The sequence below is a fragment of the Cupriavidus sp. CuC1 genome (genome assembly GCF_044627735.1).
Taxonomy (GTDB): Bacteria; Pseudomonadota; Gammaproteobacteria; order Burkholderiales; family Burkholderiaceae; genus Cupriavidus; species Cupriavidus ulmosensis.
The window spans coordinates 26,062-52,768 of the sequence record NZ_JBIUHC010000042.1 but is presented as its reverse complement, the minus strand read 5'-3'; the positions used below and the strand labels follow the sequence as shown (position 1 = coordinate 52,768).

The 26,707-nt window shown below is 61.8% G+C and carries 25 protein-coding genes and 2 pseudogenes; 4 read left to right on the top strand and 23 right to left on the bottom strand.

What is annotated here, in order from left to right; genetic code table 11:
- Positions 1 to 4: 4 nt before the first annotated feature.
- Genes ACGLHR_RS19420 through ACGLHR_RS19395 form a run of 6 tightly spaced genes read right to left on the bottom strand, consistent with a single transcriptional unit; the run spans position 5 to position 6,455 of the window.
- A complete protein-coding gene (locus tag ACGLHR_RS19420; protein ID WP_400095912.1) occupies positions 5 to 1,171 on the bottom strand; it encodes an acyl-CoA dehydrogenase family protein in 1,167 nt (388 codons plus the stop codon).
- 42 nt (positions 1,172 to 1,213) lie between these two features.
- On the bottom strand, positions 1,214 to 1,969 hold the full coding sequence (locus tag ACGLHR_RS19415; RefSeq protein WP_400095911.1) for an SDR family NAD(P)-dependent oxidoreductase: 756 nt from the start codon (positions 1,967 to 1,969) through the stop codon (positions 1,214 to 1,216).
- Positions 1,962 to 2,732 (bottom strand): enoyl-CoA hydratase/isomerase family protein, encoded by a 771-nt coding sequence (locus ACGLHR_RS19410; RefSeq protein ID WP_400095910.1) that lies wholly within the window; start codon positions 2,730 to 2,732, stop codon positions 1,962 to 1,964. The genes ACGLHR_RS19415 and ACGLHR_RS19410 overlap by 8 nt, the downstream gene beginning before the upstream one ends.
- 2 nt (positions 2,733 to 2,734) lie before the next feature.
- Positions 2,735 to 4,417, bottom strand: coding sequence for a class I adenylate-forming enzyme family protein (locus tag ACGLHR_RS19405; protein WP_400095909.1), 1,683 nt, complete (start codon positions 4,415 to 4,417; stop codon positions 2,735 to 2,737).
- 16 nt (positions 4,418 to 4,433) lie between these two features.
- Entirely contained in the window at positions 4,434 to 5,213 is a 780-nt protein-coding gene (locus tag ACGLHR_RS19400) for an enoyl-CoA hydratase-related protein (protein WP_400095908.1), read from the bottom strand.
- 12 nt (positions 5,214 to 5,225) lie between these two features.
- A complete protein-coding gene (locus ACGLHR_RS19395) occupies positions 5,226 to 6,455 on the bottom strand; it encodes a CaiB/BaiF CoA transferase family protein (RefSeq protein ID WP_400095907.1) in 1,230 nt (409 codons plus the stop codon).
- Positions 6,456 to 6,722: 267 nt separating this feature from the next.
- Here ACGLHR_RS19395 and ACGLHR_RS19390 point away from each other — a divergent pair, with 267 nt between their 5' ends.
- Entirely contained in the window at positions 6,723 to 8,405 is a 1,683-nt protein-coding gene (locus tag ACGLHR_RS19390; protein WP_400095906.1) for a sigma-54 interaction domain-containing protein, read from the top strand.
- Positions 8,406 to 8,443: 38 nt separating this feature from the next.
- On the opposite strand, the gene ACGLHR_RS19385 is transcribed toward ACGLHR_RS19390, so the two are convergent.
- The 7 genes from ACGLHR_RS19385 to ACGLHR_RS19355 form a co-directional block, all read right to left on the bottom strand.
- Complete coding sequence (locus ACGLHR_RS19385; protein WP_400095905.1) at positions 8,444 to 9,502, bottom strand: SDR family oxidoreductase; 1,059 nt, start codon at positions 9,500 to 9,502, stop codon at positions 8,444 to 8,446.
- 15 nt (positions 9,503 to 9,517) lie between these two features.
- On the bottom strand, positions 9,518 to 10,240 hold the full coding sequence (locus ACGLHR_RS19380; protein ID WP_400095904.1) for an SDR family NAD(P)-dependent oxidoreductase: 723 nt from the start codon (positions 10,238 to 10,240) through the stop codon (positions 9,518 to 9,520).
- Positions 10,233 to 10,676: a type II 3-dehydroquinate dehydratase gene (locus tag ACGLHR_RS19375; protein WP_400095903.1), complete on the bottom strand. Its 444-nt coding sequence runs from the start codon at positions 10,674 to 10,676 to the stop codon at positions 10,233 to 10,235. The genes ACGLHR_RS19380 and ACGLHR_RS19375 overlap by 8 nt, the downstream gene beginning before the upstream one ends.
- Positions 10,676 to 11,308 (bottom strand): hypothetical protein, encoded by a 633-nt coding sequence (locus tag ACGLHR_RS19370; protein WP_400095902.1) that lies wholly within the window; start codon positions 11,306 to 11,308, stop codon positions 10,676 to 10,678. The genes ACGLHR_RS19375 and ACGLHR_RS19370 overlap by 1 nt, the downstream gene beginning before the upstream one ends.
- Positions 11,305 to 12,663, bottom strand: coding sequence for an MFS transporter (locus ACGLHR_RS19365; RefSeq protein ID WP_400095901.1), 1,359 nt, complete (start codon positions 12,661 to 12,663; stop codon positions 11,305 to 11,307). The genes ACGLHR_RS19370 and ACGLHR_RS19365 overlap by 4 nt, the downstream gene beginning before the upstream one ends.
- Positions 12,664 to 12,900: 237 nt before the next feature.
- Positions 12,901 to 13,500, bottom strand: a complete 600-nt coding sequence (locus tag ACGLHR_RS19360) for a short chain dehydrogenase (protein ID WP_400095900.1) — start codon at positions 13,498 to 13,500, stop codon at positions 12,901 to 12,903.
- Positions 13,501 to 13,530: 30 nt separating this feature from the next.
- On the bottom strand, positions 13,531 to 14,478 hold the full coding sequence (locus ACGLHR_RS19355; protein WP_400095899.1) for an SMP-30/gluconolactonase/LRE family protein: 948 nt from the start codon (positions 14,476 to 14,478) through the stop codon (positions 13,531 to 13,533).
- A gap of 110 nt (positions 14,479 to 14,588) precedes the next feature.
- On the opposite strand from ACGLHR_RS19355, the gene ACGLHR_RS19350 reads away from it, so the two are divergent.
- A complete protein-coding gene (locus ACGLHR_RS19350; RefSeq protein WP_400095898.1) occupies positions 14,589 to 15,527 on the top strand; it encodes a LysR family transcriptional regulator in 939 nt (312 codons plus the stop codon).
- A 320-nt stretch (positions 15,528 to 15,847) separates the two neighbouring features.
- On the opposite strand, the gene ACGLHR_RS19345 is transcribed toward ACGLHR_RS19350, so the two are convergent.
- The 4 genes from ACGLHR_RS19345 to ACGLHR_RS19330 form a co-directional block, all read right to left on the bottom strand.
- Complete coding sequence (locus ACGLHR_RS19345; protein ID WP_400095928.1) at positions 15,848 to 16,039, bottom strand: DUF6429 family protein; 192 nt, start codon at positions 16,037 to 16,039, stop codon at positions 15,848 to 15,850.
- 72 nt (positions 16,040 to 16,111) lie between these two features.
- Positions 16,112 to 16,429, bottom strand: coding sequence for a Tn3 family transposase (locus ACGLHR_RS19340; RefSeq protein WP_400095897.1), 318 nt, complete (start codon positions 16,427 to 16,429; stop codon positions 16,112 to 16,114).
- Complete coding sequence (locus ACGLHR_RS19335) at positions 16,390 to 19,047, bottom strand: Tn3 family transposase (protein ID WP_400095896.1); 2,658 nt, start codon at positions 19,045 to 19,047, stop codon at positions 16,390 to 16,392. Before ACGLHR_RS19335 ends, ACGLHR_RS19340 begins: the two co-directional genes overlap by 40 nt.
- A 615-nt stretch (positions 19,048 to 19,662) precedes the next feature.
- Positions 19,663 to 20,454, bottom strand: a complete 792-nt coding sequence (locus ACGLHR_RS19330; protein ID WP_400095895.1) for an HNH endonuclease — start codon at positions 20,452 to 20,454, stop codon at positions 19,663 to 19,665.
- A gap of 311 nt (positions 20,455 to 20,765) precedes the next feature.
- On the opposite strand from ACGLHR_RS19330, the gene ACGLHR_RS19325 reads away from it, so the two are divergent.
- The gene (locus tag ACGLHR_RS19325; protein WP_400095927.1) at positions 20,766 to 20,972 is read left to right on the top strand and encodes a DUF3299 domain-containing protein; all 207 of its coding nucleotides are present in this window, start codon (positions 20,766 to 20,768) and stop codon (positions 20,970 to 20,972) included.
- 400 nt (positions 20,973 to 21,372) lie between these two features.
- On the opposite strand, the gene ACGLHR_RS19320 is transcribed toward ACGLHR_RS19325, so the two are convergent.
- Together ACGLHR_RS19320 and ACGLHR_RS19315 are read right to left on the bottom strand one after the other, a co-directional pair.
- A complete protein-coding gene (locus ACGLHR_RS19320) occupies positions 21,373 to 21,693 on the bottom strand; it encodes a hypothetical protein (protein WP_400095894.1) in 321 nt (106 codons plus the stop codon).
- 563 nt (positions 21,694 to 22,256) lie between these two features.
- A pseudogene (locus ACGLHR_RS19315) lies at positions 22,257 to 22,433 on the bottom strand (biopolymer transporter ExbD); the annotation flags it as partial.
- A 233-nt stretch (positions 22,434 to 22,666) separates the two neighbouring features.
- On the opposite strand from ACGLHR_RS19315, the pseudogene ACGLHR_RS19310 reads away from it, so the two are divergent.
- Positions 22,667 to 23,390 (top strand): annotated as a pseudogene (locus ACGLHR_RS19310) (TonB-dependent siderophore receptor); the annotation flags it as partial.
- Between the two features lie 197 nt (positions 23,391 to 23,587).
- Here the strand turns inward: ACGLHR_RS19310 and zigA are convergent.
- The 4 genes from zigA to ACGLHR_RS19290 form a co-directional block, all read right to left on the bottom strand.
- Positions 23,588 to 24,784 (bottom strand): zinc metallochaperone GTPase ZigA, encoded by a 1,197-nt coding sequence (gene zigA / locus ACGLHR_RS19305; RefSeq protein ID WP_400095893.1) that lies wholly within the window; start codon positions 24,782 to 24,784, stop codon positions 23,588 to 23,590.
- 12 nt (positions 24,785 to 24,796) lie between these two features.
- Positions 24,797 to 25,252: a DUF1826 domain-containing protein gene (locus ACGLHR_RS19300; RefSeq protein WP_400095892.1), complete on the bottom strand. Its 456-nt coding sequence runs from the start codon at positions 25,250 to 25,252 to the stop codon at positions 24,797 to 24,799.
- Positions 25,253 to 25,272: 20 nt separating this feature from the next.
- Complete coding sequence (locus tag ACGLHR_RS19295) at positions 25,273 to 25,743, bottom strand: transcriptional repressor (protein ID WP_400095891.1); 471 nt, start codon at positions 25,741 to 25,743, stop codon at positions 25,273 to 25,275.
- 148 nt (positions 25,744 to 25,891) lie between these two features.
- Entirely contained in the window at positions 25,892 to 26,638 is a 747-nt protein-coding gene (locus tag ACGLHR_RS19290) for a ZIP family metal transporter (RefSeq protein WP_400095890.1), read from the bottom strand.
- Positions 26,639 to 26,707: the final 69 nt, after the last annotated feature.

Genomic DNA, 26,707 nt, shown 5'->3' with positions numbered 1-26,707 from the left:
TCTCCTATTTCTTCAGGAAGCTGCGCCCGATCAGCTGGCGGTGTACCTGGTTGGTTCCTTCCCAGATCTGGGTAATCTTGGCGTCGCGCATCAGCCGCTCGACGCGGTAGTCGTTGCAGTAGCCATATCCGCCAAACAGTTGCACGGCATCCGTGGTGATGCGCATGGCCGCATCGGTGGCGCGCTGCTTGAGCATCGAGGCTTCGATGCCGAAATCCTGGTCGCCGGCATCCACCATCCCGCCCACGCGCCAGAGCCACGATTCGCACAAGGCCAGCTCCGTGGCCAGGTCTGCCAGCATGAACTGGATGCCCTGGAATTCGAGGATCCGCTTGCCGGACTGGCGCCGCTCATTGATGTAGTCGACCGCGTCCTCGAACGCCGCGCGCGCGATGCCCAGGGCATGTGCCGCGACGCTGGGGCGTGAGCGGTTCAGCGAGCCAAACAGGATCTGCAGGCCCTCGCCGGGTGCGCCAATCAGATTGGCGCGCGGCACACGGCAGCCATCGAAGGCCAGGCTGGCGGTGCTGGACGCGCGGGTGCCCATCTTGTGCTCGGTGCCGAGGACGCGCAGGCCCTCAGTTCCCTTTTCCAGGATGAGCACGGAGATGGCTGCCTTGGGATCGCTGATCTCGGACCATTTGCCGAACACCAGGTACAGGTCGGCCACGTCGCCGTTGGTAATGAAGGTCTTGCCGCCGTTGATGACGATGTCGCCGCCGTCCGGGGTAAAGCTGGTGCGCATGCCGGTCGCATCTGATCCCGCCGAGGGCTCGGTGATGGCCAGCGACGCGAGGCCACCGTCGGCGATGCGTGGCAACAGCCGGCTCTTCTGTTCTTCGCTGCCGTACTCGATCAAAGGCTTGATGGCGTGGAAGTTCGTCGCCCAGACGATGCCGGTAGAGGCGCAAGCCTTGGAAATCTCCCGCACGCAAGCCAGGTAGCTGATAAAGGACAACTGCGCGCCGCCATAGATGTCGGGGATGAACATCGCGTTCAAGCCCAGCTCGTTGATGGCTTTCACGTTCTCCCACGGAAACGCACTGCTGCGGTCGTACTCGGCCGCGCGTGGCGCGATCTGGGTGTTGCAAAGCTCCTTGACGCTGTCGAGGAGCATGCGTTCCTCGGACGACAGCGGCAGCCGAGCGTCCATCCGGTCCAGCATGTTCATGTCTTCCTCCGTTGGTGGGGCTGTGTAGCGGCTGGGCGGTGGCTATAGCGCCATGCCCTGGCCGCCATCCACATAAAGCGTCTCACCCGTCAGGAAACGCCCGGGCAGCCGGAACAGCATGGCGGCAAGGTGTCCGATATCGTCTGACTGACCGGGGCCTCCGACCGGAATGCGCTTCTTGAGAAATGCCTGGAGTGCGCCCTCGTTCAGTTCGCCACGGTTGAGGTCGGTCTCGATATAGCCCGGCGCGATATTGACGACCTGAATGCCGTCGCGCGCCCATTCGACGGCCAGGCAGCGCGAGATCGCCCCCACGGCGGCCTTGGATGCGCAATACGCGGCATTGCCGCGCACGCCGAGCTTGTCGTAGAACGAGCCGATGTTGACGATCAGCGCCGCGCCGGCCTCGCGCAGGTAGGGGTAGGCCATCTGGCTGGCCAGCAGGACCGAGGAGGCGTTGGTCTGCATCACGCGCTCGAAGTCAGCGATCGGGAACGATGCGGACGGCCCCTGCAGGTGGATGCCCGCGTTGTTGACGAGGCCGACGATCGGCTTGCCGAACAGTGCGGGCACCTGGGCGAACGCCGTGGCGACGGAAGCGGCATCGGTGATATCGCAGCGTAGTGCCGCCAGCCGCTTTTGTGCGTCGACATCGAGCGAGCCGGCGTCAGGCAGTTCGCCCGAACGCGAAACGCAGGCCACGTGCAGGCCGATGCGTGCCAGTTCCACGGAAATGGAGGCACCAATACCCCGGCTGCCACCGGTCACGATGACGGCGCCTTGTGTGAATTCAGGCATCCTTGAACTCCGGTGTGCGTTTCTCGATAAAGGAGCGCATGCCCTCGACGGCGTCATTGGTCTGATAAGCCAGCGTGGACAGATCCGCTTCGATCTCGAGCCCGGCCCCGAGCGTGGTCGCCATGCCGCGAACCACCGCTTCGCGCGCAAACTGCGAGGCGCAACGGCTATAGCCGATGAACTCGGACATGAAAGCCTTGCCCACTTCGACGGGCTCCCCGTGGGCAACCACGCGATTGACCAGCCCGACGCGCTCGGCTTCGATCGCATCGACCGTGCGCCCGGACATCACCATCTCCAGTGCCCGGCCCTCGCCAACCAGGCGCGGCAAGCGCTGCGTGCCGCCGTAGCCCGGGATCAGGCCGAGCTTGATCTCCGGCAGGCCCATGCGGGCCTGGACCGTCGCAATACGGAAAGTACAGGCCATGGCGAGCTCAAGCCCCCCGCCAAAGGCATACCCGTGCAATACGGCGACCGACGGAATCGGGAGCTTGGCCAGTTTGTCGAAAGTACGTTGGCCGAGCTGGGCGCCCTGGCGCTGCTGCATCAGGTTGCGGTCCATCAGTTCCTTGATGTCGGCGCCGGCGCAGAACGCCTTCGGCCCTGCCCCGGTCACGATCAGCGCGCGGGCGTTGGAGGCCGCCACCTGATCAAGCGTGTAGGACAACGCTTCGATCATGGTGAACTGCAGGGCGTTGAGAGCTTCGGGCCGGTTGAGCGTGAGGATCGCGTACGGACCGTCAAATCTGATATCGATCGACATGGTCATGCTCCTGCCGTGGCGCGGGCGTTGTAGCGGACCGGCACCGGCTTCAGTTCGCCGCGCATGGTCATCTCGACCAGGTCGCGCTTCAGGATCTTGCCGCTTGGCGTCAGCGGGAACTGGTCCAGTCCAAGGAAGTACTCCGGCATGTCGTATTTGGACAGGCCGCAGCCGGCCAGGTGCGCCAGCATGTCGGCCGGCTCCAGCGTCTGGCCCGCGCGGACCACGACCGACAGGCAGACTTTCTCGCCGAGTCGTTCGTCCTGCACGGGATAGGCGGCTGCGCGCTCGACCAGGGGATGGCGCATGGCCAGTTCTTCGATATGTGCCGGATGAATGTTGTGGCCGCCGCGGATGATCAGGTCCTTCTTGCGCCCCACGATCACGATGCAGCCATTCTCGTCGATGATCCCGAGGTCGCCGCTCATGAACCAGCCATGGATGTTGAACGACGTTTCCGTGGCAACCTGATTGCTGAAGTAGCCCAGCATCAGCAAGCCACCGCGCCCGCCGATCTCGCCGATTTCGCCCACTTCAGCCTCGACGTCCCAGTTGTCCTGCTTCCACAGGCGGACTTCATACCCGCGGCACGCGCGGCCGCAGGTAGACACAATGGTGTCCGCGGTGTCGGACGGGATGGTGTAGTTGTGCGAACCGTTCTCGGTCATGCCGTAGACGTTCTGCGGCGTGACGCCGAGCGTCAGGAACTTCTGCGCCACATCACGCGGGATGGCCGCGCCCGCCATGTAGAACGTACGGACTTCGCCAAGCGAGGTCAGGTTGCGTTCGCGCACGGCCTGCAGGATGTCCATGGCGTGCGTCGGCACTCCCATTACATAGGTGGCACCTGTTTCCATGATCCAGTCCAGGGCGTGCTTGCCGGCACGCAGGTTGGTCATGACCAGCTCCGCGCCCGCCACCAGCACCTGTTCCAGGGCCACGGTGGCGATATGGTGGCTCATCGGGCTCAGCGTCAGCACCGTGGTATTGGCCGAATGTCCCCAGTCGTCGACTAGTGCGCGGCCATTGGCCAGCAGCGTGTTGTCGCTGTGCATCACGCCCTTGGGCAGGCCGGTGGTGCCGGACGTAAAGGCCAGGTAGACGATCTTGTCCGGGTTCAGGTCCGGTGTCGACAATGCCGCCGGCGGCAGGCGGTCGGGAAACGGATGAGCGTCGGGGGGCAGGGTCAGGTCGCCATTTGCCTGGCCGGGCATGGCAAACATGGCGGCGAGCGTCGGAATGTCGGCGGCACGCCCGAAGATCGAGTTGCGATCCGAATCGGCGCCGTAGCCAGGCATCGCGAACAGGGCGCGGCACTGAATGCGGTTAAGCAGCGTGCAGATCTCGTCGACAGTGTAGTTCTGGTGCAGCGAGGGGCAGCAGACATAGCCATTGCGTGAGCAGGCCAGGAACACGATGGTGGCCTGCACGATGTTAGGCAGCCATATGCCGATGCGGTCGCCCGGCTTCAGGCCTTGCCTGTGGAGCGCCTCCGCTACGCTGTCGACCCAGTCGACCACTTCGCGCCAGGTCAGCCGGACATCGGCGTCGCGCAGGGCGGCCGACGTGGGCCGTTCCCGCGAATGGCGCCGGGCCAGCGTGTAGAGCGTCTCCTGCTGCCAGATTCCCGACAGGTAATAGTCCCGCGCGTTTTGCGGATTGTGCAGCGTCAGGATGTTTTGCATGATCTTCACCCGGGCATCAATGACCAAATTTGGAAGCATCGGGCTTGCGGCGTTCGGCAAACGCCGCAGCCAGCTCGTCGTGTTCGCTGGTATCGAGATAGCCGCGCAGCAGCAGGTCATGCGCCATGCGGGACAGCCCGCTGACACCGCCATGGCGCGCGTTAAAGGCGCTCTTCAGCGAAGCGAGCGCAAACGCGCCGCGCTCGGCTACCTCCAGCGCATACTCGCGCGTGGCCTCGGCCAGCTGCTCATCCGGGACCACGCGATTGATCAGGCCGATGTCCAGCGCCTCGCGTGCCGTGATCTTGGGATTACGGTACCAGATATCCTTGGCGCGCTTCTTTCCCACCAGGTCTTCAAGGTACCAGGTGCCATAGCCTGCATCGAAGCTGCCGACCATCGGACCCACCTGGCGGAAGATGGCCGACTCCTTGGCAATGGTGAGGTCGCACACCACCTGCAGCACGTTGCCGCCGCCGACGGCAAAACCGTTCACCGAGGCGATGACGGGCTTTTGCAGACGGTCGATGCTCTCGTACAATTCCAGCGTCGGCAGCACGCCGGCGTATAGCGTGGTGTCCTGCATCCCGTCCTTGCGGCCGCCAGTACAGAAGAACTTGTCGCCCGCGCCGGTAATCACGATGACGCGGGTGCGGGTTTCGCGGCGGATCGCGTTGATGCAGTCGCGGATCTCATGGCACATGGTCTCGGTGAACATGTTGCCGTCATGGGGACGGTTCAGCGTGATCGTGCCGATGGGGCCGTCTTCCTTGTAGAGAATTTCGGTATAGGACATCGTGTCTCCTGTTTAGACGATTTCTGAGTCGATGAGGCCCGCGATGCACGTCGCGGACATGGAAAGTTCTTCCCTAAGAATGCGCTCCGTGTCCTCGCCCAGCGCCGGCGGCGGGTTGCGAAGCACGGCACTGGCGCCGTCGAAGCGAATTCCCAGGCCAACCTGCGGCACCAGGCCAGCAACGCCCTGGGTCGCGAAAAACATGCCGCTCTCGCGCAGCGGGACGTCGTCGGCCAGTCGGTCAATGCTGTTGATGGGTCCGGACGGGATGCGGTGCTTGGCAAACAGCGCAAGCCAGTGCTGGCGTGGTTGCGTCGCAAGGAGTTTGGCAATGGTCTGCACAATCGCCTGGCGCGCTTCGCGGCGGCGCGCGTTGGTCTCGAATCCCGGTTGCCGCGCGTAGTCCGGCTGCCCGACCGCCGTCCAGAAGCGCTGCCAGATGACGTCGTTGCCGAGTCCCAGCGTGATAGGGAAATCCGCGGTATCGAAGACCTGATAGATGGCGATCACGGAATCGGTCCCCCCCGAGCGGTTCGGTGCCTCGCCGGAGCCCAGATAGGGCACGATCCGCGGCGCCATGAACCGCGCCATGGTCGCCACCATCGACACATCGATCTGTTTACCGGCGCCCGTGCGTTCCCGTTCGAACAGCGCGGCCAGGGTGGCCATGGCGATATCTTGGCCGGACAGCAGGTCGGCGGCCGGGGTGCCAACCTTCTGGGGCGGGCCATCCGCCTCGCCGGTCAGGTGCATGACCCCGGAGTAGCCCTCAGCGATCAGGTCGTAGCATGGCAGGTCAGCGCGTTCGCCCTTGAGCCCGAACCCGGTCACGGAGACATGGATTAGCCTGCCATTGATGGCCTTGAGCGTCGCATAGTCGAGGCCGAGCTTTTCCTGCACATGCTGCGCGGTGTTGAGGACGACGACGTCGGTATTGCGCACCAGTTCATGCGCCACCCGCCGGCCCTCCGGGCGAGTCAGGTCGATGGTCATGCTCTGCTTGTTGCGGTTCATGCTCAGGAACCACAGTGACTCACCGTCCAGGAACGGCGGCCCCCAGCTGCGCGTGTCGTCGCCGCCATGGCGCTTTTCCACCTTGAGCACCTCCGCGCCAAGATCGGCAAGCAAAAGCGTGCCGTAAGGGCCGGCCACCGAGGTGGTGAAGTCGAGCACGCGGATACCCCGCAGGCAGGAAAGGCCTGCACCGGGCTTCTGGAACGGAAGTGTCTTCAGAGTGTCCATTTCGGGTCGGATCTAGGTAAGTGACCGACATACTGCAAAGGGTGTGCCAGCGCATGGCGCAAAATTTGCGTCAGAACGAGGAGTTGTCTGGAAACATAGGCGCTGCCTGCGTTTGCGGCCTTTGCAGGCGGATCGGATACCGGCGAACCAGGGAAAACTGCTTAGAATGAAACTGTCTTCCTAGTGTTCTTGCCTATCATCGAGAAGGCAATTGTGTAGTCGCCGAAGACACAACGTGCCATATAACAGACCAAGCGTGGTGGAGACATGAAACGTGAATCAGAGGGAGTCCTCGTACTCGATGCCGAGGGCAACACAACATTCGCCAGCGGACTCGGCAGGGATTCGCTGGTTGCTAGGTCGCTGGGCCGGCTCTGGCAGAACCGCGACCGCGTGCCGCTCAAACGGATGTCGGCCATGGCCGACCTGGAGCGCCCGCTGACGGTAGCGGCCATTCCGACGCGCGATTCGGTGTGCTTCCTGATCTTCGCCGTGCAGGAGGGCGACGAACTGAGCGAATTCCTGGCGAGCGTGGAGGCAGCACCGGACATCCTGAGGCATTTCATTACCGATCCCTACAAGGCCATGGTGGTGGTCGATACGTCGGCGCGCATCACGTACATGAGCCCGGTGCACGAGAAGTTCTTCGGCCTTAAGCATGGCGAGGCGATCGGTCGGCACGTGACATCGGTGATCGAGAACACGAAGCTGCAGGAGGTGGTGGCAACCGGCAAGGGGCAGGTGGCCCAGCTGCAGGAGATGCATGGCGTGACGCGTGTGGTGTCGCGCCTGCCGATCTTCGATCGCAACAAGCGCGTCGTGGCGGCCATTGGGCAAGTGATGTTCAAGGGGCCGGAGGCGATTCGCGAACTCACCGTGGAGCTTGCCAAGGTCAAGCAGGAACTCGATTTCTATCGCAGGGAATTGTCCGGCATTCGCAACCGAAGCTATGGCCTGGATCAGATCGTGGGTAGCAGCGATGCAGTGCGGCGGCTGAAAGAGAACATTCTGCGCGTGGCGCCATTGGATGTACCGGTGTTGCTGGCGGGCGAGAGCGGGACCGGCAAGGAAATGGTGGCGCACGCGATCCATATGCTGAGCCCACGCAGCGACAAGCCATTGGTGCTTGTGAACTCGGCGGCAATGCCGCCCAACCTGGTCGAGAGCGAACTGTTTGGCTATGAGCCGGGGGCCTTCACCGGCGCGGACCGCAAAGGCCGCAAGGGCAAGTTCGAGGCAGCCGATACCGGCACGCTGTTTCTCGACGAAATCGGCGACATGCCGATCGACATGCAGGTCAAGCTGCTGCGTGTGCTGCAGGATGGGCAGTTCGAGCGTGTCGGGGGCGATCGCGCCCGGCATTCGGATTTCCGCCTGATATCGGCGAGCAATCGGGACTTCAAGGCGATGATCGCCAACTCGAGCTTCCGGCTGGACCTGTTCTATCGCATCAGCGCGGTGACGCTGCGGCTGCCGGCATTGCGCGACCGCCTTGAGGACATCCCAGAACTGGCCGAAACGTTTCTGGAGGCCTTTGCGCTCCGGCACGGCGCGCCGAAGAAGTCGATTGCCGAATCCGCGATCCGCTTTCTCCAGTCGCGCGCCTGGCCGGGCAATATCCGGCAGTTGCAGCATGCAATCGAGCGCGCGGCAATCTTCTGCGACGGCCCGGTGTTGTCGGTCGCCGACTTCGGCAGCATGGAAGGCGCGGAGCAGGCGCTGGCGTGGCGCCAGAGCGGCGCCCCGGTAGCCGGCGCGGGGAAGCCTCGACAGCCCGACATCCGTGAAGCGAAGGAACGGCTGGAATCGGAGCTGATTGTAGAAGCGATGCGGCGTACCGGCGGTAACAAGAAGCGTGTCGCCGAAGAACTCGGGATCTCGCGCTCATACCTCTACAAGCGCCTGAGCATGCTCGAGGAAGCCAAAGGTGAGGAGCCGGCACCGCGCTAACCAGAGGCGCGAGCCGGCGGCGCAACCCGCAGCTGATCCTAGGGAATGATCCGGTTCGCGCGCAGTTCGTCGAACTGGCGCAGGAACATGCCCTCCGAGTCTATGACCTCGCTAAAGCCGTGCTGGCGGGCCTTGGTCGTGGACGAGATGACGTCGAACTCGGGGGTGAAGACGAAGTTTCCGTACTTCCAGCCCACCAGTTGCTCGTACGGGATCGGCCGGAGATTATGCTCCCTGACCAGCTGTTCCCACAGCGGCCCCTTGTCGGCCATCATCTGCACCAGATCGATTTTCTGGGCCGGAGCTGTCTCCATGTCGAAGTACCGCGCGATGGCGGGCCACAAGTTGCGCCAGCGGAAGATGTCGCCATTCGTAACGTTGAACGGCTCGTTGGCGGCTGCCGGATCGGTCGCCATCCACAAGCAGGCGCGTGCCAGCAACCCACTGTCGGTCACGTTGTACAGCGCGCGCGCGTTGCCCTCGGATCCCGGATGGCGCAACGGTAGCCCTAGTGCCTTGGAAAGGGTGGCATACACCGCCAGGACCATGACGAGATTCATCGGGTTGCCGATGGCGAAGCCGCAGATCCCGTGCGGACGTGCTGCGGACCATGTCCACCCCTTGCCTTGCTGGCGATGCGCGATAAACGCCTGCTGGTCATAGTAGAAGTTGGGTGGCATGTGACCCGGGTCTGTCTCCTTCGCGGGAGTCTTGAATGGTCCGAGATGGTTGCCGTACCACTTGGTGCCGTGCATCAGGTTGACGTGCTGCAGCCCAGTCGCCACCGGCTCGACGGCATCCATCAGGTTCGCGAGCAACGCCATGTTCGGCGCCACCATTTCGGCCCAGCCGGCCTTCTCGATGTAGGCCGAGAAGAAGATATGCGTAACCTCCGTCAAGCCTCCGAGCTTGGTCCTCGCATCGGCGGCGTCGAGCAGATCGGCCGGGATATGACGGTACTCGCCGGTGATATCCGGCTCGCGTCGCGACACGGCGATCACGTCCCATGCCGGGTCGTCGGCCAGCAGCCGCAGCAGGCTCCGTCCGACAACGCCGGTGGCGCCGGCAATCAATGCGGTCTTCCTTGGTTGCGTCATGGTCTCATGTTCCGGTTATCGAATGGCGCGGCCGCCGTCGACGCTCAGCGATGCGCCGGTGATGAAAGCGGCTTCCCCGCTGCACAGGAACGCAGCCGCAGCAGCCTGGTCTTCTGCCGTCGAAATCCGTTTCAGGGGATGCAACGCCAGCCGCTCTTGTGCCCGATCGGCGGTATTGCCGTGAATGCTACGGAACATCGGGGTATCGACGGTGCCGGGGCAGATTGCGTTGACGCGAATGCCATCGTTGGCTAGTTCCAGCGCCAGCGCCAGGGCGCGGGTCAGGGAATCCACGCCGCCCTTGCTGGCGGCGTAGGCGCTGTGACGCAGGCTGCCGCGCAGCGCGTCAATGGAGGCCACATTCAGGATGCACGGCGAATCGCCGCGCTTCAGCAGCGCCCGCATGCTCCGGCAACCAAGGAAGGCGCCGGTCAGGTTGACGCCGATGACTTCATCCCAGACCGCCAGGCTGGTGTCCTCCAACGGCGCCTCGCGCAGGATGCCGGCGTTGTTCACCAGCACGTCGAGCTGCCCGGCTTCGCTACCGATACGATCTGCCAGCCTTTTCCAGTCCGCTTCGGAGCGGACATCGCCGCGCACGGCCCGCGCGCTATCCTCCAGTGTGCGGTCAAAACGGTAGACGGTCCAGCCGTCCCTCTCGAAGCGTTCAGCAATGGCATGGCCAATGCCAACGGCCGCTCCGGTTACGAGCGCTGTCCTTGGTGTTGCTTCAAGCATGTTTGTTCCTCTTGTTGATGACTTTCTGGATGGCAATCAACGCCAGCCGGTAGGAATCGACACCAAGGCCTGTCACCATGCCGGCGCTTTCCGAAGCGGTGACAGAGTGCATGCCCCGGGCGTCGATATTGGTCATATGCACTTCGATGCAGGGCAGTGGCACTGCCTTCAGGCAATCACGCAGGGCAAGGCCCGCATAGAGAAATCCTGCCGGATTCATGACCAGGCCGTCGATTTGGTCGCGTGCGGCCCGATAGATGGCGCCGATGGCTTCGCCTTCGATGTTGGTGTAGAGAATGTCGAGTTGCATTCCGAGCGCTGCGGCGTCTGAGCGCAGCATCTCGTCCAGTTCGACCGCAGTAGTGGTGCCATAAAGTTCCGGCTGGCGAAAGCCGAGAGACTCCATGTTGGCGCCCTGGATCAGCAAAATCCGCATCACAAGTCCTCCTGGTTCAGTGAGCAAAGCAGCCGATAGGTGCCGATGACGGCCTCGGGGAACTGCTGGTGCAGCGCATCCGCAACGCGGTCGGCCACGTCGGGGCGAAGATATTCCAGCGCCAGGCAGCCGTTGATCTTCAGGTCACCGCCGCGCAGCGATTCTTCTGCCGAAATCTCAGCCGTAGCGGGCTGCGCGGCAATCCAGATCTCGGAGTGCGTATGTTCCGCCCCGGCTCCGAGCCTGTCCGCGGCGTTGCCCAACTGCGTGGACGCATCGGTTGTGTTCAGCGCAACGGTCAGCACCACACTGCCGCGAATCGCGCCGTGGACCTCGTGTCGCTCGCAGACCGTACGGGACACGTTGGCAAAGCCATCTCGCATCATCGCGATGGTGCGCGCGGTCGGATGCGCGAGTCGTTCGCAATAGGCGGCCGAACCCAGCACGTCAGGATCAGCCACCTCGTAGGTGGTCAGGAACTGACGCGAAGCGCGTATCGCCTCAAATCGACGGCCGGTCAAGAAGCCGGGGACCGCAAGCCGTTCCGGCAGGTGTTCTTCCCGATACCAGGTCTCGTAGGCTGCCAAATGCGCAGCAGTGCAGTCGTTCCAGATGGCCAGGATGCCGCTCATGCGCGTGCTCCGGTTCGCGCTTCGGCCGACCTGAGTTGTCTGGGAAGCCCCAACGCCAGGCACGCGGCGATGACGAATGTTCCCGCCAGGAACACCAGCCCAATTGTGTCAGTGTGGAAGGTCTGGCGAAACACGCCCAGGATGTACGGGCCGAAGAAGCCGCCGATATTGCCGACGGAGTTCACAAGCGCCAGTGCAACGGCCCCACGTGCGCCAGCAAAGTGCTGCGAGGGGAAGCTGTAGAACAGGGGAACGGCTGCCTGCATGCAGGCGGCCATGCATAGCCCGGCAAAGGCCAGGATGGCGTTCTGGGCGAACGCGGACATGGTCAATCCGATTGCTGCCAGCATCAGGATGGCGCTTAGCACGCTGGCCCGATTCTTCTCGCGGAGCGGAACCAGCGACAGCGTGATCAGCGCGATAGCGCAGAATACCCATGGCACGGCCGAGAGCAGACCGGCCTGGACCGCGCTGACAGAAAAGCGCAGCTTGATGATCTGGGGCAGCCAGTAGGTGACGGCGTAGAAGCCGATCAGCATGGACGTGTACTGGAAGCAGTAGTACCATGCCGCGCGCGTCTTCATGACCGAGGCGATGGCGCCGAAACCGTGGCTGTCTTCGGCTCCGCTCGCCCGGTCGCTCCGAATTGCCGTGACGAGCGTCTCCTTCTCGCGAGCGGTCAGCCATCTCGCTTTCTCGGGCGTATTAGCCATAGCGAAATAGGTGATGAAGCCCACTACCACAGCCATGCCACCTTCGATGATCAAGACCCACCGCCAGCCGGCAACGCCAAGAATCCCGTCCATGGTCAACAGTGCGGCGGTCAGGGCACTGCCGAGCGCCAGCGAAATGGGAACGCCGATCTGAAAGATTGCGAACGCTCTGGTTAGATACCGGATCGGAACGAACTGGCTGAGATAGAACAGAATCCCGGGGTAGAAGCCGGCCTCTCCGACGCCCAGCAACAGGCGGAAGATGTAGAGCGACGTGGCACCGGTAACCAGTGAAGTGCCCATGCAGATCAGGCCCCAGGTCACCATGATCCGGGCGATCCAAAGCTTGGCGCCGAATCGCTGCAACGCTATGTTCGACGGGATTTCGAATAAGACGTAACCGATAAAGAAGAGTCCCGAGGCCAGACCGAACATTGCAGGTGTCAGGCCGAGCGCGGCTTGCATATCAGGGCCAGCTACCGACAGATTAGTCCGGTCCACATACGACACGAAGATCCCGATCAATGCCAACGGCATGATCTTTCGAATGACTTTCGATACGATGCGCTGCTGTTCTTCGATACTTTCATCAACGGCATCGGGGCTGAGTGTCCCAGGAACCGACTGAAGCGACGTCGTCATGTCTCCTCCAATTTTTTTGGAATGGGTGGCGGATAGTTATGGCGAAGGAAATCGCTTCGAAATCCTTTCGCGGGTATCGCTTCGCAATATCGGTGCCATGACCAGATCCGTTGCGGCTGAGGGTGACGGGACCGCCGATCAGGTGACAAAGTGTTCTCACGACGACAATTGTGTCCGCGAACATGGCTCTCGCGAAGACAGGCAATCCGCTTCCTCCAATGAAGTAAACTCTTCAGTTCACACGACCTGGTAAGTCCGTCCGGTCTGCGCCCCTTCCACGCTCTTTGCGAATGCCAACGCTGCGTCGTCCACCGGCACCGGCTTGAAGCCGCTGAAGTACGGTCCATATACCGCCATCGACTCGACAAACACGGTCGGACTGACGCTGTTGATGCGGATACCGCGCGGCAGATCAATCGCGGCAGCGGCGACAAATGCATCCAGTGCCGCATTCACCATCGCCGCCGAACTTCCTCCGCGTATCGGATCCTGACTCAGGATGCCACTGATCAGCGTGAAGCTGCCGCCATCGGCAATCCGGTGCTGCCCTTCGGTGACCAGGTTCACCTGGCCCATCAGCTTGTCCTTCAGCCCGATGCTGAACTGCTCTGGGGTCATCTCGCCCAGCGTCCCGAAATGCACATTGCCGGCCGCGCAAACCACCGCGTCAAAGACGCCCACCTGCACGTACATGCGTCGCACGCTGGCTGGGTCCTTGATGTCGACCTGCACATCGGCCCCGGCGCGTCCGGCGGCCACAATCTGGTGACGCGGGCCGAGCTGCCGGCCGATGGCCTGGCCCAGCGTTCCGCTGGCGCCGATCAGAATGATTTTCATGGATGGCTCTCTATAGTGGGAGGATTGAATTCAACGGCCGGCCACGCGGCTGCGCAATGCCAGCACCTTGTCGCTGTAGGTGATCAGCAGGTCGCGGCCGTCCTTGCCGCCAAAGGCCAAGTTGCTGAGGTGGTGGCCAGGCATGTCCACCTTGCACAGCATCACGCCCTCGGCGCTGAAGACGCCCAGGCTCTCGGGGCCAGCCATCCACAGGTTGCCGTCGCGGTCCACTTTGAGGCCGTCGACCATCGGCTCCTGGCCGGGGGCTGGCTCAATTTTTGCGAACGCCAGTTTGCCCGTCAGTTGACCGTCCGATCCAACCTTGAACCGGTAGACGGTGCCGTCCGCGGTGTCACCCACGTACAGCAAGCGTTCGTCAGGCGAGAACGCAAGTCCGTTGGGCAGCGTGAGTTCGCCGGTCAGAAGCGTGGCGTGGCCGTCTTTGAAGCGGTACACGCCGCGCACCGGCTGTTCCTCGGCCGCCCTCTGCGGGCCATAGCCCTGAATCCCGTACGGCGGATCGGTGAACAGCACGCTGCCGTCGCCGGCCACCACCAGGTCATTCGGACTGTTCAGCTTCTTGCCGTCAACGAGTTCCAGCGCCACCGTGGTGCTGCCGCCGGCGTCGGTCTTGCCGATCTTGCGGTCATGCCGAGCGCTCCACAGATTGCCCGCCGCGTCGAACGCGTTGCCGTTGGCATAGCCCGACGGCTTGAGCACCGGCGCCACCTTGCCGTCCAGCGTCACGCCAAACACCGTGTTGGCCGGGATGTCGCTGAATACAAAGCGATTGTGGCGCGGGTCCCAGGCCGGTCCCTCGGTGTATTGAAAGCCGCTGGCAACAACCCGAGGCTGGGCGTCGACCAGCACCGTATTGCACTGGTCTGCCGCCTGGGCTTGTGCTTGGAAGGCAAGCGCCCAAAGCGCCAGAGCGATGCCGCTGATTTGCAGTGGCAAGGAATTTGTAGATTTCTTCACGGGAACTCCAATCGATCATGGTTGCGAAGCTATCTTTCGCCTTTCTGCGAGTCGATTGAAGACGGATAAACGAATATAATCTATCCAGAATTGGGATAAATCGTACAGCCATGAACGACCTGCTGGCAGGCTTCAAGACGTTTTGCCGTGTGGTGGATCGCGCCAGCGTGTCGCGCGCCGCGCTGGACCTCGATCTGGCGCAGGCCACCGCGAGCCGGCACTTGCAGGAGTTGGAAAGGCACTACGGCGCCGTGCTGATTGCCCGCACCACGCGCCGCCTGCAGATCACGCCGGCCGGCCAGCAGGTCTACGATTACGCGTCGTCGGTGCTGCGCTCCGAAGCCGAGCTGGCGCAGCGCCTGGTCGAAGCCGCCAGTTCGATGCAGGGCCGCATCACCATTGCCGGCCCGAGCGGTTTTGGCCATGTGGTGCTCAACCGCTTCCTAACCGGTTTCGGCCAGCGCCATCCCGGGCTGACGATCCGCCTGCTGCTGTCGGAGCGACAAGTCAACCTAGTCGAGGAAGGTGTCGACGTCGCGATCCGCATCGGTGCCCCGGCGGACTCCTCGCTGCTGGCCAAGCCGCTGGGCACTCTGAAGGAGGTGCTGGTCGCCGCGCCCCAACTGTTTCCCACCCCCTGGCGGCCCAAGCAACCCAGGGACCTGGCACCGCTGCCGCGCCTGGCGCTGAGTCGCACCCAAGCCGCCAGACTTGAGCTGCGACGCGGCAAGCAAATGGAGGTCATTGCCAGCCCGCCGATCTTCGAGGTCGACAGCTCACTGGCCCTGCTCGACGTGCTGGTCGCGGGCCGAGGCTATGCCCCCATTCACCACTACCTGGCCGCCGAGGCGCTGCGCGCGGGCCGCTTGGTCCAACTGCTGCCCGGCTGGTCGCTGCCCGCCTGGCCCTTGAACGCTCTGTTTACTTCACGAACCCGACCGCACCGGGTCGACCAGTTCACGCAAGAATTTGCAGTCTATCTGCGCGACGTGCTGGGCATGAGCGGCGTTTGTGATGTCGAATCTGTGAGATTTGATCAAGCACGATGAGGGAGGCCGGAGAGCTTCCCTCAGGGATCGTGCAAGCACTGCCCTGAGAGAAGTTGCATGGGCCTCCTTCTGGCGTTTTTTTGCCGCTCTCCTCCTTGGGGTAATCGTACTTTTCGTGCAAAATCTGGCGGTGAGCTAAGAATTACCCTTACAAATCAAAGCGTTAAAGAAACCATCAAGTTCACCAACTTGCATCCTTTCGATGCAAAATCTGGCGCCAGCCTTGCCAGCAAACGCAGCCCCTCAGAGCCAACGAACAATGCTGAAAGGCGCGCTGCATGCTTGTGTGCGAGAGATCACATGTGCCCGGTATCCACTTGCTAGTCGCCAGCGCGGACGAAGTATTTCGTGAACAATCGCTCGGCCTCGCCTAGTCCCTCGTCGGTTAGCCACACCGATTTCGCACGGTTCACGGGATCCCCGATGAGCCCCTTCTCGTGCAAGCGATTCAGCGCGTCCCAATCAAAGCTCCTCCAGGCACGATTCTCCCCGCAGAAATTCAGGTAGAGCAGCGCGAGGACAACCTCGTCGACCGCGTCGGTATTTGATGTCCATTTTTGCCTCCTCCTCCTCGAAGATGGCCCTCACGATCCTTCCGCACGCTGCCAGGGCGCCGCTTCGAGCAATATGTCCTGGTACTGCTCGAGGGGAAATCGCAACGTGCCCCGAAAGTTCACATGCGCCGAATGCGCCGGCCCCATTCGGCGCAGCCAATCGTCGTCGACTCGCTGCCCCTTGCCGCGCCAGGCGTCGACCGTCGCTTGCATGCGCTGCGTGTTCCATGCGATGACCAGGTTCGTCAGCAGAGTCAAGGAGCCAGAAATCGCGATGATTTCGTCACGACGACGGCCGCGCTCCGGCGTCACCTTGCCCGTGTAGATCGTACGCTGGAGTTCGTGCACCGACTCACCGCGATTGAGTAGCGCATGCAGTTCTCGGCGAAACTCGACGTTGCTGAAATAGTCGCACAGGTACAGGGTACGCAGCAGCTTGCCAAGCTGTTCCGCCGCCCGATAAATCGGATCCCCTTGGGCTGCGCTGCCGAATCGCTGCAACGCGACGACAGCGCTGACACGCCCTGACTTGATTGATGCAACGAGCCGCACAGCCCGTCCCAGCCGTCGCGAATGGGCTTCAATGAGATACCATGATCCACTATGGGAGCAAGATCTTTGGCCATCTCCATACCCCGTGGCAGATAGAGCTTGCGCTCCGACAAATCGCGTAGCCGCGGGCATAGATCGAAGCCGAGCAGCTTCGATACGGCCATCCCCACGTTCGTATACCCATGAGTATCAACGGCAAGCGCGAGCAGGCCGCCATCTTCGCGCGTGTCGCTGTGGCGCACTGCCCCTTCAATTGCGACGCCCGCCTGGCGCTCGTTAAGGACGATGGGCTGGTTGTACACGATGCCATGCTGGTCCAGGACGTGCGTGTAGATACCGACTGCATGGGTGCGCCTACGCGGATCGACACGAGCGTAGAACAGATGAGGTGAAGTATCCAGGCTCATTGAGTCGCTCGAGGCTCGCTGCCCAGTTCCCCACAACTCTGTGATGGGGTGCGTACGTTGAAACTCAACCACGCGCGCGTTGGCGCGCGACAGCCGGCCCGACATCTCGAGCACACGCATTGTGGTCGAAATCGCCGCAGCGTCGACTTGCTGAATCATGGCGGCAACGCCTTTCGCATCGATCTCGGTGCCGTGCGCCATCAGCGCACCATAGAGCGAGACAAGTTCGTTGGCATCGCGTGCCTTCCGCGCCAGCAGTACTTCGCTAAAGCCCGTGCGGACATCCACTTCCATCATCAGATCGGCAAACTGAGCTGTGCCGATCGCCTTGAACAGAAGGTCGCGTGTGCGCCTCGGTATCCCGTCCGTCGGTAGCGCTTCAAGTGCTGACAGGTGCAGGGCGCCATCCCTGCCGATTATCACGCGGCCGGGTTCGCGAGCCTCCTCCAGCGCCGAGAGGCCCGCCTTCAGGTTCTCAGTCAATCGCTCGAGAAAGGGATCCGCTGTAGCTGGTAGACCCAATAACGATAGATGCCGGCCTCGCTCGGACTCCCAATCTGACGGCGGAATCAGCATCTGGTCGCGCTCACGAAATGACAGACTGTGGTTGATCCACACCGACCCGCGTCGCAGATCTTTGCGCAAGCTCGTGATCGCGGCGGCTTCCAGAGCGCGCAGTGCACGCTTTCGATCGTCGCAGTCGACCAAAGCGCGCCAGTTGGCGCTAATCGGCACTCCGTGGTCAATGGGCAACTCCGTCGCGCCGTCATCGCGCAGCCTCGCGATAAGCTCGAGTTGCTGCAGGCTTGGTTCTGTGTCCCGACCCGAGAATTCCAGCTCAAAAAGGGGTGCAAGGAGACTACGGATGCGCCGGTAATCATCAGTCAGCGTTTCGCGCACGCTGGCCGCATGGCTGGCGGGAGGCTTGTCCGGTAGCTCCCCAAGCAGTGCTCCTATCTCTGCAAGTCTGGCTTCTGCCGGGCGCGTGTTGTCACGAACGAGCGCTTTGATCGCGACCAGTTGTTGTCGATATTCAACTGCAGAGCGAGCCTGTTTCGTTGTGGTCTTGTTGTAGGCGTGCCGAACCAGATCGGAAACGCGGCGCCCTATTTGATAGAGCAGCGAATCGGTCATCTCGAGCAGCGTCATGCGCAGGAAAAATACCAGCTCAAGAGTGCGCGTCGACCCCTTGAGCTCGCGGGTCTTCACCGGACGGCGCGCCTGAATCCGCTGTGCCCAGGCACGCTGCTTATCGATCGGCACGGTGTCCAGCGTCCATGTGTGTACCCCGATCTCCTTGAGAAACCGAATCTTCTCCAGCGTTTCCGTGAGCGTCGTCGGACTGTGCCGGGCCGGCGGCGTCTTGAGCCAGTCGAGAACGGTCATGTCTGCGGCGTCGTGTTGGCTCGATAGCGCTGCAGATAGCGCTGCATCGGCTCGCCTCAGTTGCGTCTCAGGGACGGTCGCCTCGATCAGGGCGAAAGTGTCACGCTCGATCTCAGCCCAGACCGATCGTCCGAGATCCCGCAACGTCCGGTCGGCGGGGATCAGAATCCTTCGTTCGTACAGCCAGCAGTTCGCGTGCTGGAGCAGTTCGTCGAGCGTGAGTGATTCCTTGGCATCCTGGCGCATCCATGCTTCGAGGTCTGCCCACTGGTCCGGGCCGATTGACTTCAAGCCCAAATACCCGCAGGCCCAGATCAGGTGGTCATAGAGCGTTTTGTACCGACGATATAGGGTCCGAAGCGATGCGATCGTCGGCGTGGGTAGGCCGAGCCGCTGGCCGATGTAGTGGAGCAACTGACGCGGCAGCGTACTTACCTGGCCGAGGCTATGCCCACTTGCGCGCAGAAATACCAGTTGGATGGCCGCCCCGGCGCGCCGATCGTGCCGAAAGCGCTTATTGATCGCCGCGACGTCGCTGTCGGTCAGTGCTAAATATCGCTCCACATCGAATTCCGACAGTCGCATCGGCAGCCGGTCACTTCCCACATAGCGAAATCCCAAGCCCGGCATCTCTTGCCCCCATCGAGATGGCGCGATCCGAATCGCGGGCGGATATGTTACGCCCTCCACTCATTCGCAGCGGCCAACAGGTGTGGGCCTGTCGGAAAGCCTTGTCGACAAAGGCTTTCGGGGAAACCGCCAGATTTTGCACGAAAAGTACGATTACCCCTTCCGCCGCGCGCCCGTCCGCTCGCGCAGCGCCACGCGCAATTTTGCCAGTAGCTGGCGCACCAGCGCCGCTTCGGCTCCGGCCCGCTCGGCCCGGCGCTGCGCCCGCTCGGCGGCCGCGAGCCGACCGGCCAATAGACAGGGCCCGCCATCGAGACGGCGACGGTGAAGTGCTTGAAATCGATAAATCCGGGTCGCGTTCCCGAAAGGAACTGACTGTAATTGATCCACACCGACCCGCGGCGCAGGCCTTTGCGCAAGCTTGTCATCGCGCCGGGTTTCCGAGCGCGCAATGCGCGCCCGCGATCGTCCCACTCGACCATGGCGCGCCAGTTGGCGCTGGCCGGTACCCCGCAGTCGCTGGGCCGCTGGCCGACATCGTGTAGCAACTAGGAAGCAGCTCCCAAATGGTTCGGACCACCCCGAAAATCGGCCGCGCTATTTGCCTCACCAGAGTTGTCGAGACTCCCAAAGCCCTTCTCGCTCCTTCAATGCTGCTCCAATTTTATGAAGTACACCCGCCGGCAAGGTCCGATTCCAGGACTCCTTAAGTTCTGCGTGATACCGAGAATCTTCGGACACATCGCGCAACTCGATTTCCCCGCTGGAAGAAATCCACAGCTTGCCGCTGTCAAACAATGTATGCAAATCTGCCCGGAGCAGCAACGCGTTGTTGCAAGATGCAATGCCACCATCGCCATGATCGATGACATGCGCAGCTTCAAGCACGGTGGGCTCCGCCTCGTCGGAGATGGCGCATCGCGGATACAGGTCGAAAAGCTGTTTGCGCAATTTCGCCTGTCCGGGGCGAAGTAAAACACTAACCTGCGACCGGGAGAGGCTCTCATACAATTCCGCTGGAAACGCATGGCACTCCCCTTGCACCTTGGCCGAGCTTCGCTCTGGACAGAACGACGCCGTTGCCAACCTCAAATCAGTCGAAATAGTCAATGTCGTCGTGCCCCAAGGAATGTCGGGATACAACGATGCAATTGATGGATTGTCACCTGTGCTGCAGTCGTACAAGAGTGAAACAACCCACCCCTTCGGATCTCGCAAACAACTTACACAATCCACGGTGTATGTCGTCGGCTCGGAACCGTCCCGCAACCAAGTCTCGACGGTTTCCAGTTGGTCACCGGCCTTCAGCTTCCCCAAATTCAACGAAAAATATTCTATAGTTTGGGGCCAACTTATGGCGAAATTTGTCAGTCCCGCCTGATCAATGTCATTTTTCATAAATGTGAGAAATAGATTGGGGATCCCGCCGTTAAGACACGTATCATGGTCTATCCGGTTTCAGTCTGGTTGAGTCCTCGTGCGCGGTCAAGACCAAGCTAACTGGCTTGCACGGTGAAATTTATGAGCCACGACCGAGCGGCTCCCGAAGGAGCGCGTGAAGGAAATCGAAGTGGTGGCCTCGACTCGCCACCCACTAGAGGGTTGGCCGGGATTCGCGGATATCTTAAGCTTCACATATTGACGAATCCCGGCCAGCCCTCAAATTGGGCCTTGAAGCCGAAGGCGAGACGATCCGCGAATTCTTGCTCGTGCCATATTTCGGCGCGTGCATCCATGTGCCGCCGCCGCCCGCCAACCAAGTCGTCCACGTCCGCACCCGCCAGCCTCTGCGGGGGATGCGCACCATGGACACCGTCTGGATCAGTGGAGTCTTGCGAGTGGAGCGAGCCGAAACGATGATGGGCGATGCCGGGTACGCCATTAGCGACGCGCGGGTCGAACACTATCAGCAGTAGGGCATTGGCACCGGTCGGATGGGCAGCTCGGCTGGCATGGCGGATGGTACGTCTGCAATAGCGCTTCGGCGCTGCGGTGCAAAATCGTAGGGAGCTGAACACGCACCGATGCTTCAAGGCTGGAAGCCTGCGCAGCACGATCGCCTTTGTGTTTCCGGCGACACCACGGGTGACGCGCAGGCGGGGCCCCTCGACGCACAATCGACCAGCCATCCAGGCCATGAGCTTGCGACAGTCGAGTTCGCCAGCGCCTATCTGCTTGCATGTGGAAAAAGCAGCTTCTAGGATGGCCTTATGGGAATGTCTCTCCGCGCATTTGCCAAGTGCCTTGCATGCCGCCGCGTATGCCTGGGTTCGAACAAGGAACTATATTGAGGAGCTGGTTGCCATGACTGAATGCTCACTGCCCCATCCGGCCAATCACCCCCACCAACACGGACCAAACTGTGGCCACGCTGCCGTGTTGCATGATGGCCATGTTGACTATCTGCATGACGGCCACCTTCACAACCTGCATGGTGATCACATTGATGAACATGTGATTGGGGTAAGCCAGACCAACCCTGACCGGTGCACGCCAAACCACAATTGCGGTGCCCATGGTTCCGATCACGTGCACGGACCCGGCTGTGGGCACGAGGCCGTACCGCATGGAGACCATATTGACTATCTCGTCGGAGGTCACCTGCACCATCCCCATGGCGATCATTGCGACGACCATGGCCCGTTGCCTGGCGCCTGAGCCCGCCGAATTCAGAACCACTTTGCAGGTGCAAAATGACGAGACTTGCTGCCCGCCTAAGGCTGGGATCAATGGGATGCGCTCTAACGGCCGCTACGCTACTGTTAGCGCCGGGGTCTCTCGTTAGCGCGAATGATGGGCAAGGCATCGTTCAGAGCTACCTTCAGCATTTGAACATCGCCGACCGGGTCGAGCGGCAAGTCCAGGAAATGGCGCCAAGCTTAGTTGCGCGGGCAGGTGGAAGGGCGAGAATCCGTCACCGTTCCCAGGACGGGGCAGCCGCTTCAGCAACGTCCGCAGCAGGTACTGAAGTCGCGTGCCTGGCCACTAGTATCAGTACTGCATAGACTGCGGCTCCTTGACGGCGAGTTTGTGGTAGCAAGCGGCGCAATCAACAATCCGTCGTTGTCCATCGTGTTCGGCACAGGCACACGTTCACTCTGCCAGCGCTCAGCGCCTGGTCCGGAAGGTCCAGAGCCCAGGATCGCCGACCAGGCGCCTTACTTCATTGCAAACAATCTGATAAGCCTCACCGGAAAGCGCTTGGTGTCATTGAGTTGATTGGTCGCCTGCGGCAGGTCGATCTTCACCGCGTGGTTGATGATGGGAATCACGATAATGAAGCTGATCAGCAGCGCCAGTATGACGTCGACCAGCGGCGTCTGGTTGATTTCGCTCATCCTCCCTTCATGGCCTCTGTCGAGCGTGGCGAACGCCATGATGCGTACCTTCTGGCGCTAACCGAGCGTCTTCAGTTCTTGACGGCCAGGTGCACCGAGTCGCCGTCACAGCCATAGCGGGCTAGCACAGCACCGCACGTAACTGTCAAGGTCGGCTCCATGCCTTGCCCTGCGGCCATCTGTCACTGCGCAGCCTGGCAGGTGCTGAATACAATCGATTCTGGGATGCCCCTCCCGCAGCGGTACGGCTAGGGCATCATCACCATCTCTCCATGTCTCCCCGTCTCTTTCGCCGGCACTATGTCGCGCTGGCCGCCGCCACAACGTGCCTGCCCGCCTATGCTCAGTCCACCGCTTCCGGCGTCCCCGAACTCGCGACGGTCACCGTCCAGGCCAGCCCACAGACCGCGTTGTCGGAAAACACTTCGACCGGCTCGAACCTCGGTCTGACGCCCATGCAGACCCCTGCCAGCGTCGACGTGATCCCGCGCGAGCAGATCGAGGAGCGCGGCGACGCCTCGCTGGTTGACGCCATCAGTCGGGCGCCGGGCCTGTCCAACCTCGGCCACCCGGGCAACGGCGGCGCGGCGCTATCGTCGCGCGGCTTCACGGGGTCGACATCGGTCATGCAGCTCTACGACGGCCTGCGCCAATACGGCGGCATCGGCGTGACGTTCCCGTTCGACACCTGGTTGGCGAAGCGAAGTCCTGCGCGGCCCCGCGTCGGTGATCTACGGCGAAGGCGCCATCGGCGGCGTGGTGAACGTGGTGCCGCGCAAGCCGACGCGCGGTCCCATCGAGAACGAGATCCGGGCGACCATCGGTACCGAGAACACGCAGCGGATGGCATTCGACAGCAGTGGCGCGATCAGCGACCAGTGGTCGTACCGGCTCGACGTCAGCGGCAACCGCTCCGACGGCTGGGTGGACTTCGGCAACTCGAAGAACCTGACGCTCTCGGGCGCGCTGCAGTGGGACCCTACCTCCGACCTCAGCCAGGTCGACCAGGCGCTGCAAGCTGAGCGGCACGTCAATGCCTTGCATGCCCACCCAGTCAAGCGGTGCCGGGATAATAGAGGTTTCGGTCAGTGCGACGTCGGGGAGTCGGGAACTCATGGTTTTGCTTGAACATGATAGACGGGGCATGACTCATCGTCAGGGTAAAGCCGTGCTGATGCGCACGGGCGCGGGCGTTAGCCCCAAGCTGGGAACGGATCGTTGTAAGTGAGCCAGGCATGGGGGCCTTGAGCCATCTCTGCATCGCTCAACAAACAGGCATCGAAGCGCTTTCTCAGATCGACTTCGACCATGTCGATGCCGATCAGCACCAATTCCTGCCGTGCGTCGCCGACGCCTTCTTCCCAGTTCTTTCGGATCATTGCCACGGCTTCGGGCTCCTCTGGCCAGCGTCCGGGGGGCACTGCGGCCCACCAAAGCCCGCCCAGCCCATGACGGCAGGCACCACCGGCTTGCGACCACGAACCCGCATAGGTCGGACGGCTCGCCAGCCAAAAGAAGCCCTTGGAACGAATGACACCGGGCCACTCGCTCTCGATCAGAGCGAAGAAGCGCGCGGGATGGAACGGGCGACGCGCGCGGTAGACGAAGTTCGTGATGCCGTATTCCACCGTCTCCGGCGTATGGTCACCGCGCAATTCCTTGAGCCAACCCGGGGCCTTGGACGCCGCATCAAAATCGAAGAGACCTGTGCCCAGAACCTTGTCGAGTGCAACCTTGCCGAACTCGGAGACCTCTACTTTTGCCCTGGGATTGAGACTGTGCAGGATCGCCATCAACTTAGCGCGTTGCGCGTCGGTGATGAGGTCGACCTTGTTAAGCAGGATGACATCACAGAACTCGATCTGCTCGATCAAGAGGTCCACCACCGTGCGCTGGTCTTCCTCGCCCAGCGACTCGCCGCGCGACTGCAGACTCTCATGCGAGCTATAGTCTTTCAGGAAATTGTAGGCGTCCACCACCGTGACCATCGTGTCCAGGCGAGCGACATCCGATAAGCTCTGCCCATCCTCGCCCGTGAAGGTAAAGGTTTCCGCCACGGGTAGTGGCTCGGAAATCCCCGTCGATTCAATCACCAACTGATCGAACTTTCCTTCCTTGGCCAGGCGATTCACTTCGAGCAACAGGTCTTCGCGCAACGTGCAGCAGATGCACCCATTGCTCATTTCGACCAGTTTTTCGTCGGTTCGAGACAGCTCCGCGCCACCATCGCGCACCAGCGCTGCGTCGATATTGACTTCCGACATGTCGTTGACGATGACGGCCACCCGGCGGCCTTCTCGGTTGTTCAAGATGTGGTTGAGCAGCGTTGTCTTGCCGGCGCCAAGAAAGCCGGACAGAACGGTGACGGGAAGAAGGGGTTGTTTATTCATGGGCTCTGTCTTTTAAACAATGGCGATGGCAGCGATGGCAACCAATACTCGGGGAACGGAAACAGGTGATAGAGGCGGCAACTGGTGAATGGCGCCACGCTCCGCGTTACTTGGCCAGCGCCGTCCTTTGAGGATGGCCGCTGGCAGGCGAGAAATCGAATGGATGCCCGCGCAATCGAGCATGAGACCCGGCTTCTCGTCGGCGTGACCGGCGGTGCCGGGACCTAGCGTGCTGCGATCCGCATAGCGCTCATTCAGCCATTGCGTACCCCCGCCACAGTAGGTGAAAAGCAGGCGCACTCCCACGTTGTCGACGCGAAAGCGCAGGCACTGCACGTGGCTCATCACATCGAAGCGCACGATAGCAAGCGATGCGTCCATCAGGTCGCGGAACATAGCGATAAGTTGCTCGATATCGCAGGCCAGGAACGATCGGCCAGGCAAGTTGGCATGCGGATCGGCCTGCATAGGCGTTCTCGGCGGGTAAGTCAGCGCTGAATGCATCGCGCACAGACTCCTCGCACCGCCACCTCGGCACAGACCGCTCGGTGGCCCTGGGCGCTCCAGGCCGCGAACACCAGCAGAAGCGCGTCGCAGACCTGCGACAGTTCGGGCATCCGGAACTGCCGACGGCAACACTGACATTCAAAACGCGGCGGCAAGCTCGGCGCAACGGCCGGGCAATCTTTCTGCGCGACCCAACCGTAGCGGGCGACTCGGTCCTGATCCACCACTCGCTCGATCATGCCTGCCGTGACGAACCTGTCCAAAAGGCGATACAGGGTCACCCTGTTGATGTCGAGCCGCTGCTCGTGCAACCGTTCATTGATCTGCGGGTGCGTCAGCAGTTCCTGGCCGGCCTGCTCGAACAGAAGCAATAGCTGCCGGGCTGCTGCCGTACAGCGCAGCCCCATGGATGCCAGTTTGGTATGTGCACCAGCCTCGGACTCAGTATTCACGACACCTCCCGCAACCAGCTTACGCAACTCAATTGCATCAAGATCATAAATGCAACTTAGTTGCATGACAAGTGAGAATGTTCGCCTCCACCTCCATGCGGGGCGTTGCTTCATCGATGCGCCTGCCCAATGAGCATCTGGGAGTTCGCTATCCCATCAGTCGCATGACCAGGTACATGAGGCCCGAGCCCAGTGCCGTCAGGCCAATGAGGCTGACGGCGGTCACTGAGCGCGCCCGGGAATGCGCCTCAGGGAGTACATCCGCTACTGCGATATAGAGGAGAAAGCCCGCGAAGAATCCCAGGTAGAGGTTCAGCATGGGCAAAGCCGCGCGCAAGGCAACTGTTGAAAGCACCCCGGCAACCGGTGCCATGGCATCCAAGATCAGCATCGCCAGTGAATGGGCATTGGAGTTGCGATGTACCAGCATCAAACTGACCGTGTTCAGGCCATCGCAGAAGTCGTGCATGATCACTGCCATTGCCACCGCAATTCCGACCGCCTCCGAAATCTGGAAGGCCAGGCCGATCCCGACACCATCCATAAAACTGTGGCCAATCAAGGCCAGGGCCGAGAGCATGCCCACCTGAGGATGATGATGCTCGGCATAGTCATCCTCATGCACGTGGTGGACGAGTACGAACTTTTCGATGCTGTGAAACAGCAGGAAGCCGACAACGAGCCCGACCATCGCATCGAGTCCGTCGGAGCCATGCTGATGTGCTCGCGCAAATATCTCGGGCAGGATGTTGAAAGCGACTACGCCCAGCAAGACACCGGCAGTGAAGCTGAGCACCAGGTGCAATCGGTCTCGGAACCTGAATGCACACGCGCCGCCGGCGAATGTCGAGAGCAGCGTGACGAGGGCCGCCGCGATTGCGTTCAATGAGAACATGGCAATTCCTCGCTTTCACTGCTGACGTTGGCCCGCCGGACCAGATTGACGTGGCAGTCGGCTACTTTT

What these genes read in the sequence shown, in the direction of transcription:
- ACGLHR_RS19420 (WP_400095912.1), bottom strand. Translation starts at nt 1,171, where the DNA reads ATGAACATGCTGGACCGGATGGACGCTCGGCTGCCGCTGTCGTCCGAG.
- ACGLHR_RS19415 (WP_400095911.1), bottom strand. Translation starts at nt 1,969, where the DNA reads ATGCCTGAATTCACACAAGGCGCCGTCATCGTGACCGGTGGCAGCCGG.
- ACGLHR_RS19410 (WP_400095910.1), bottom strand. Translation starts at nt 2,732, where the DNA reads ATGTCGATCGATATCAGATTTGACGGTCCGTACGCGATCCTCACGCTC.
- ACGLHR_RS19405 (WP_400095909.1), bottom strand. Translation starts at nt 4,417, where the DNA reads ATGCAAAACATCCTGACGCTGCACAATCCGCAAAACGCGCGGGACTAT.
- ACGLHR_RS19400 (WP_400095908.1), bottom strand. Translation starts at nt 5,213, where the DNA reads ATGTCCTATACCGAAATTCTCTACAAGGAAGACGGCCCCATCGGCACG.
- ACGLHR_RS19395 (WP_400095907.1), bottom strand. Translation starts at nt 6,455, where the DNA reads ATGGACACTCTGAAGACACTTCCGTTCCAGAAGCCCGGTGCAGGCCTT.
- ACGLHR_RS19390 (WP_400095906.1), top strand. Translation starts at nt 6,723, where the DNA reads ATGAAACGTGAATCAGAGGGAGTCCTCGTACTCGATGCCGAGGGCAAC.
- ACGLHR_RS19385 (WP_400095905.1), bottom strand. Translation starts at nt 9,502, where the DNA reads ATGACGCAACCAAGGAAGACCGCATTGATTGCCGGCGCCACCGGCGTT.
- ACGLHR_RS19380 (WP_400095904.1), bottom strand. Translation starts at nt 10,240, where the DNA reads ATGCTTGAAGCAACACCAAGGACAGCGCTCGTAACCGGAGCGGCCGTT.
- ACGLHR_RS19375 (WP_400095903.1), bottom strand. Translation starts at nt 10,676, where the DNA reads ATGCGGATTTTGCTGATCCAGGGCGCCAACATGGAGTCTCTCGGCTTT.
- ACGLHR_RS19370 (WP_400095902.1), bottom strand. Translation starts at nt 11,308, where the DNA reads ATGAGCGGCATCCTGGCCATCTGGAACGACTGCACTGCTGCGCATTTG.
- ACGLHR_RS19365 (WP_400095901.1), bottom strand. Translation starts at nt 12,663, where the DNA reads ATGACGACGTCGCTTCAGTCGGTTCCTGGGACACTCAGCCCCGATGCC.
- ACGLHR_RS19360 (WP_400095900.1), bottom strand. Translation starts at nt 13,500, where the DNA reads ATGAAAATCATTCTGATCGGCGCCAGCGGAACGCTGGGCCAGGCCATC.
- ACGLHR_RS19350 (WP_400095898.1), top strand. Translation starts at nt 14,589, where the DNA reads ATGAACGACCTGCTGGCAGGCTTCAAGACGTTTTGCCGTGTGGTGGAT.
- ACGLHR_RS19330 (WP_400095895.1), bottom strand. Translation starts at nt 20,454, where the DNA reads ATGAAAAATGACATTGATCAGGCGGGACTGACAAATTTCGCCATAAGT.
- ACGLHR_RS19320 (WP_400095894.1), bottom strand. Translation starts at nt 21,693, where the DNA reads ATGGTCGTCGCAATGATCGCCATGGGGATGGTGCAGGTGACCTCCGAC.
- zigA (WP_400095893.1), bottom strand. Translation starts at nt 24,784, where the DNA reads ATGAATAAACAACCCCTTCTTCCCGTCACCGTTCTGTCCGGCTTTCTT.
- ACGLHR_RS19300 (WP_400095892.1), bottom strand. Translation starts at nt 25,252, where the DNA reads ATGCAGGCCGATCCGCATGCCAACTTGCCTGGCCGATCGTTCCTGGCC.
- ACGLHR_RS19290 (WP_400095890.1), bottom strand. Translation starts at nt 26,638, where the DNA reads ATGTTCTCATTGAACGCAATCGCGGCGGCCCTCGTCACGCTGCTCTCG.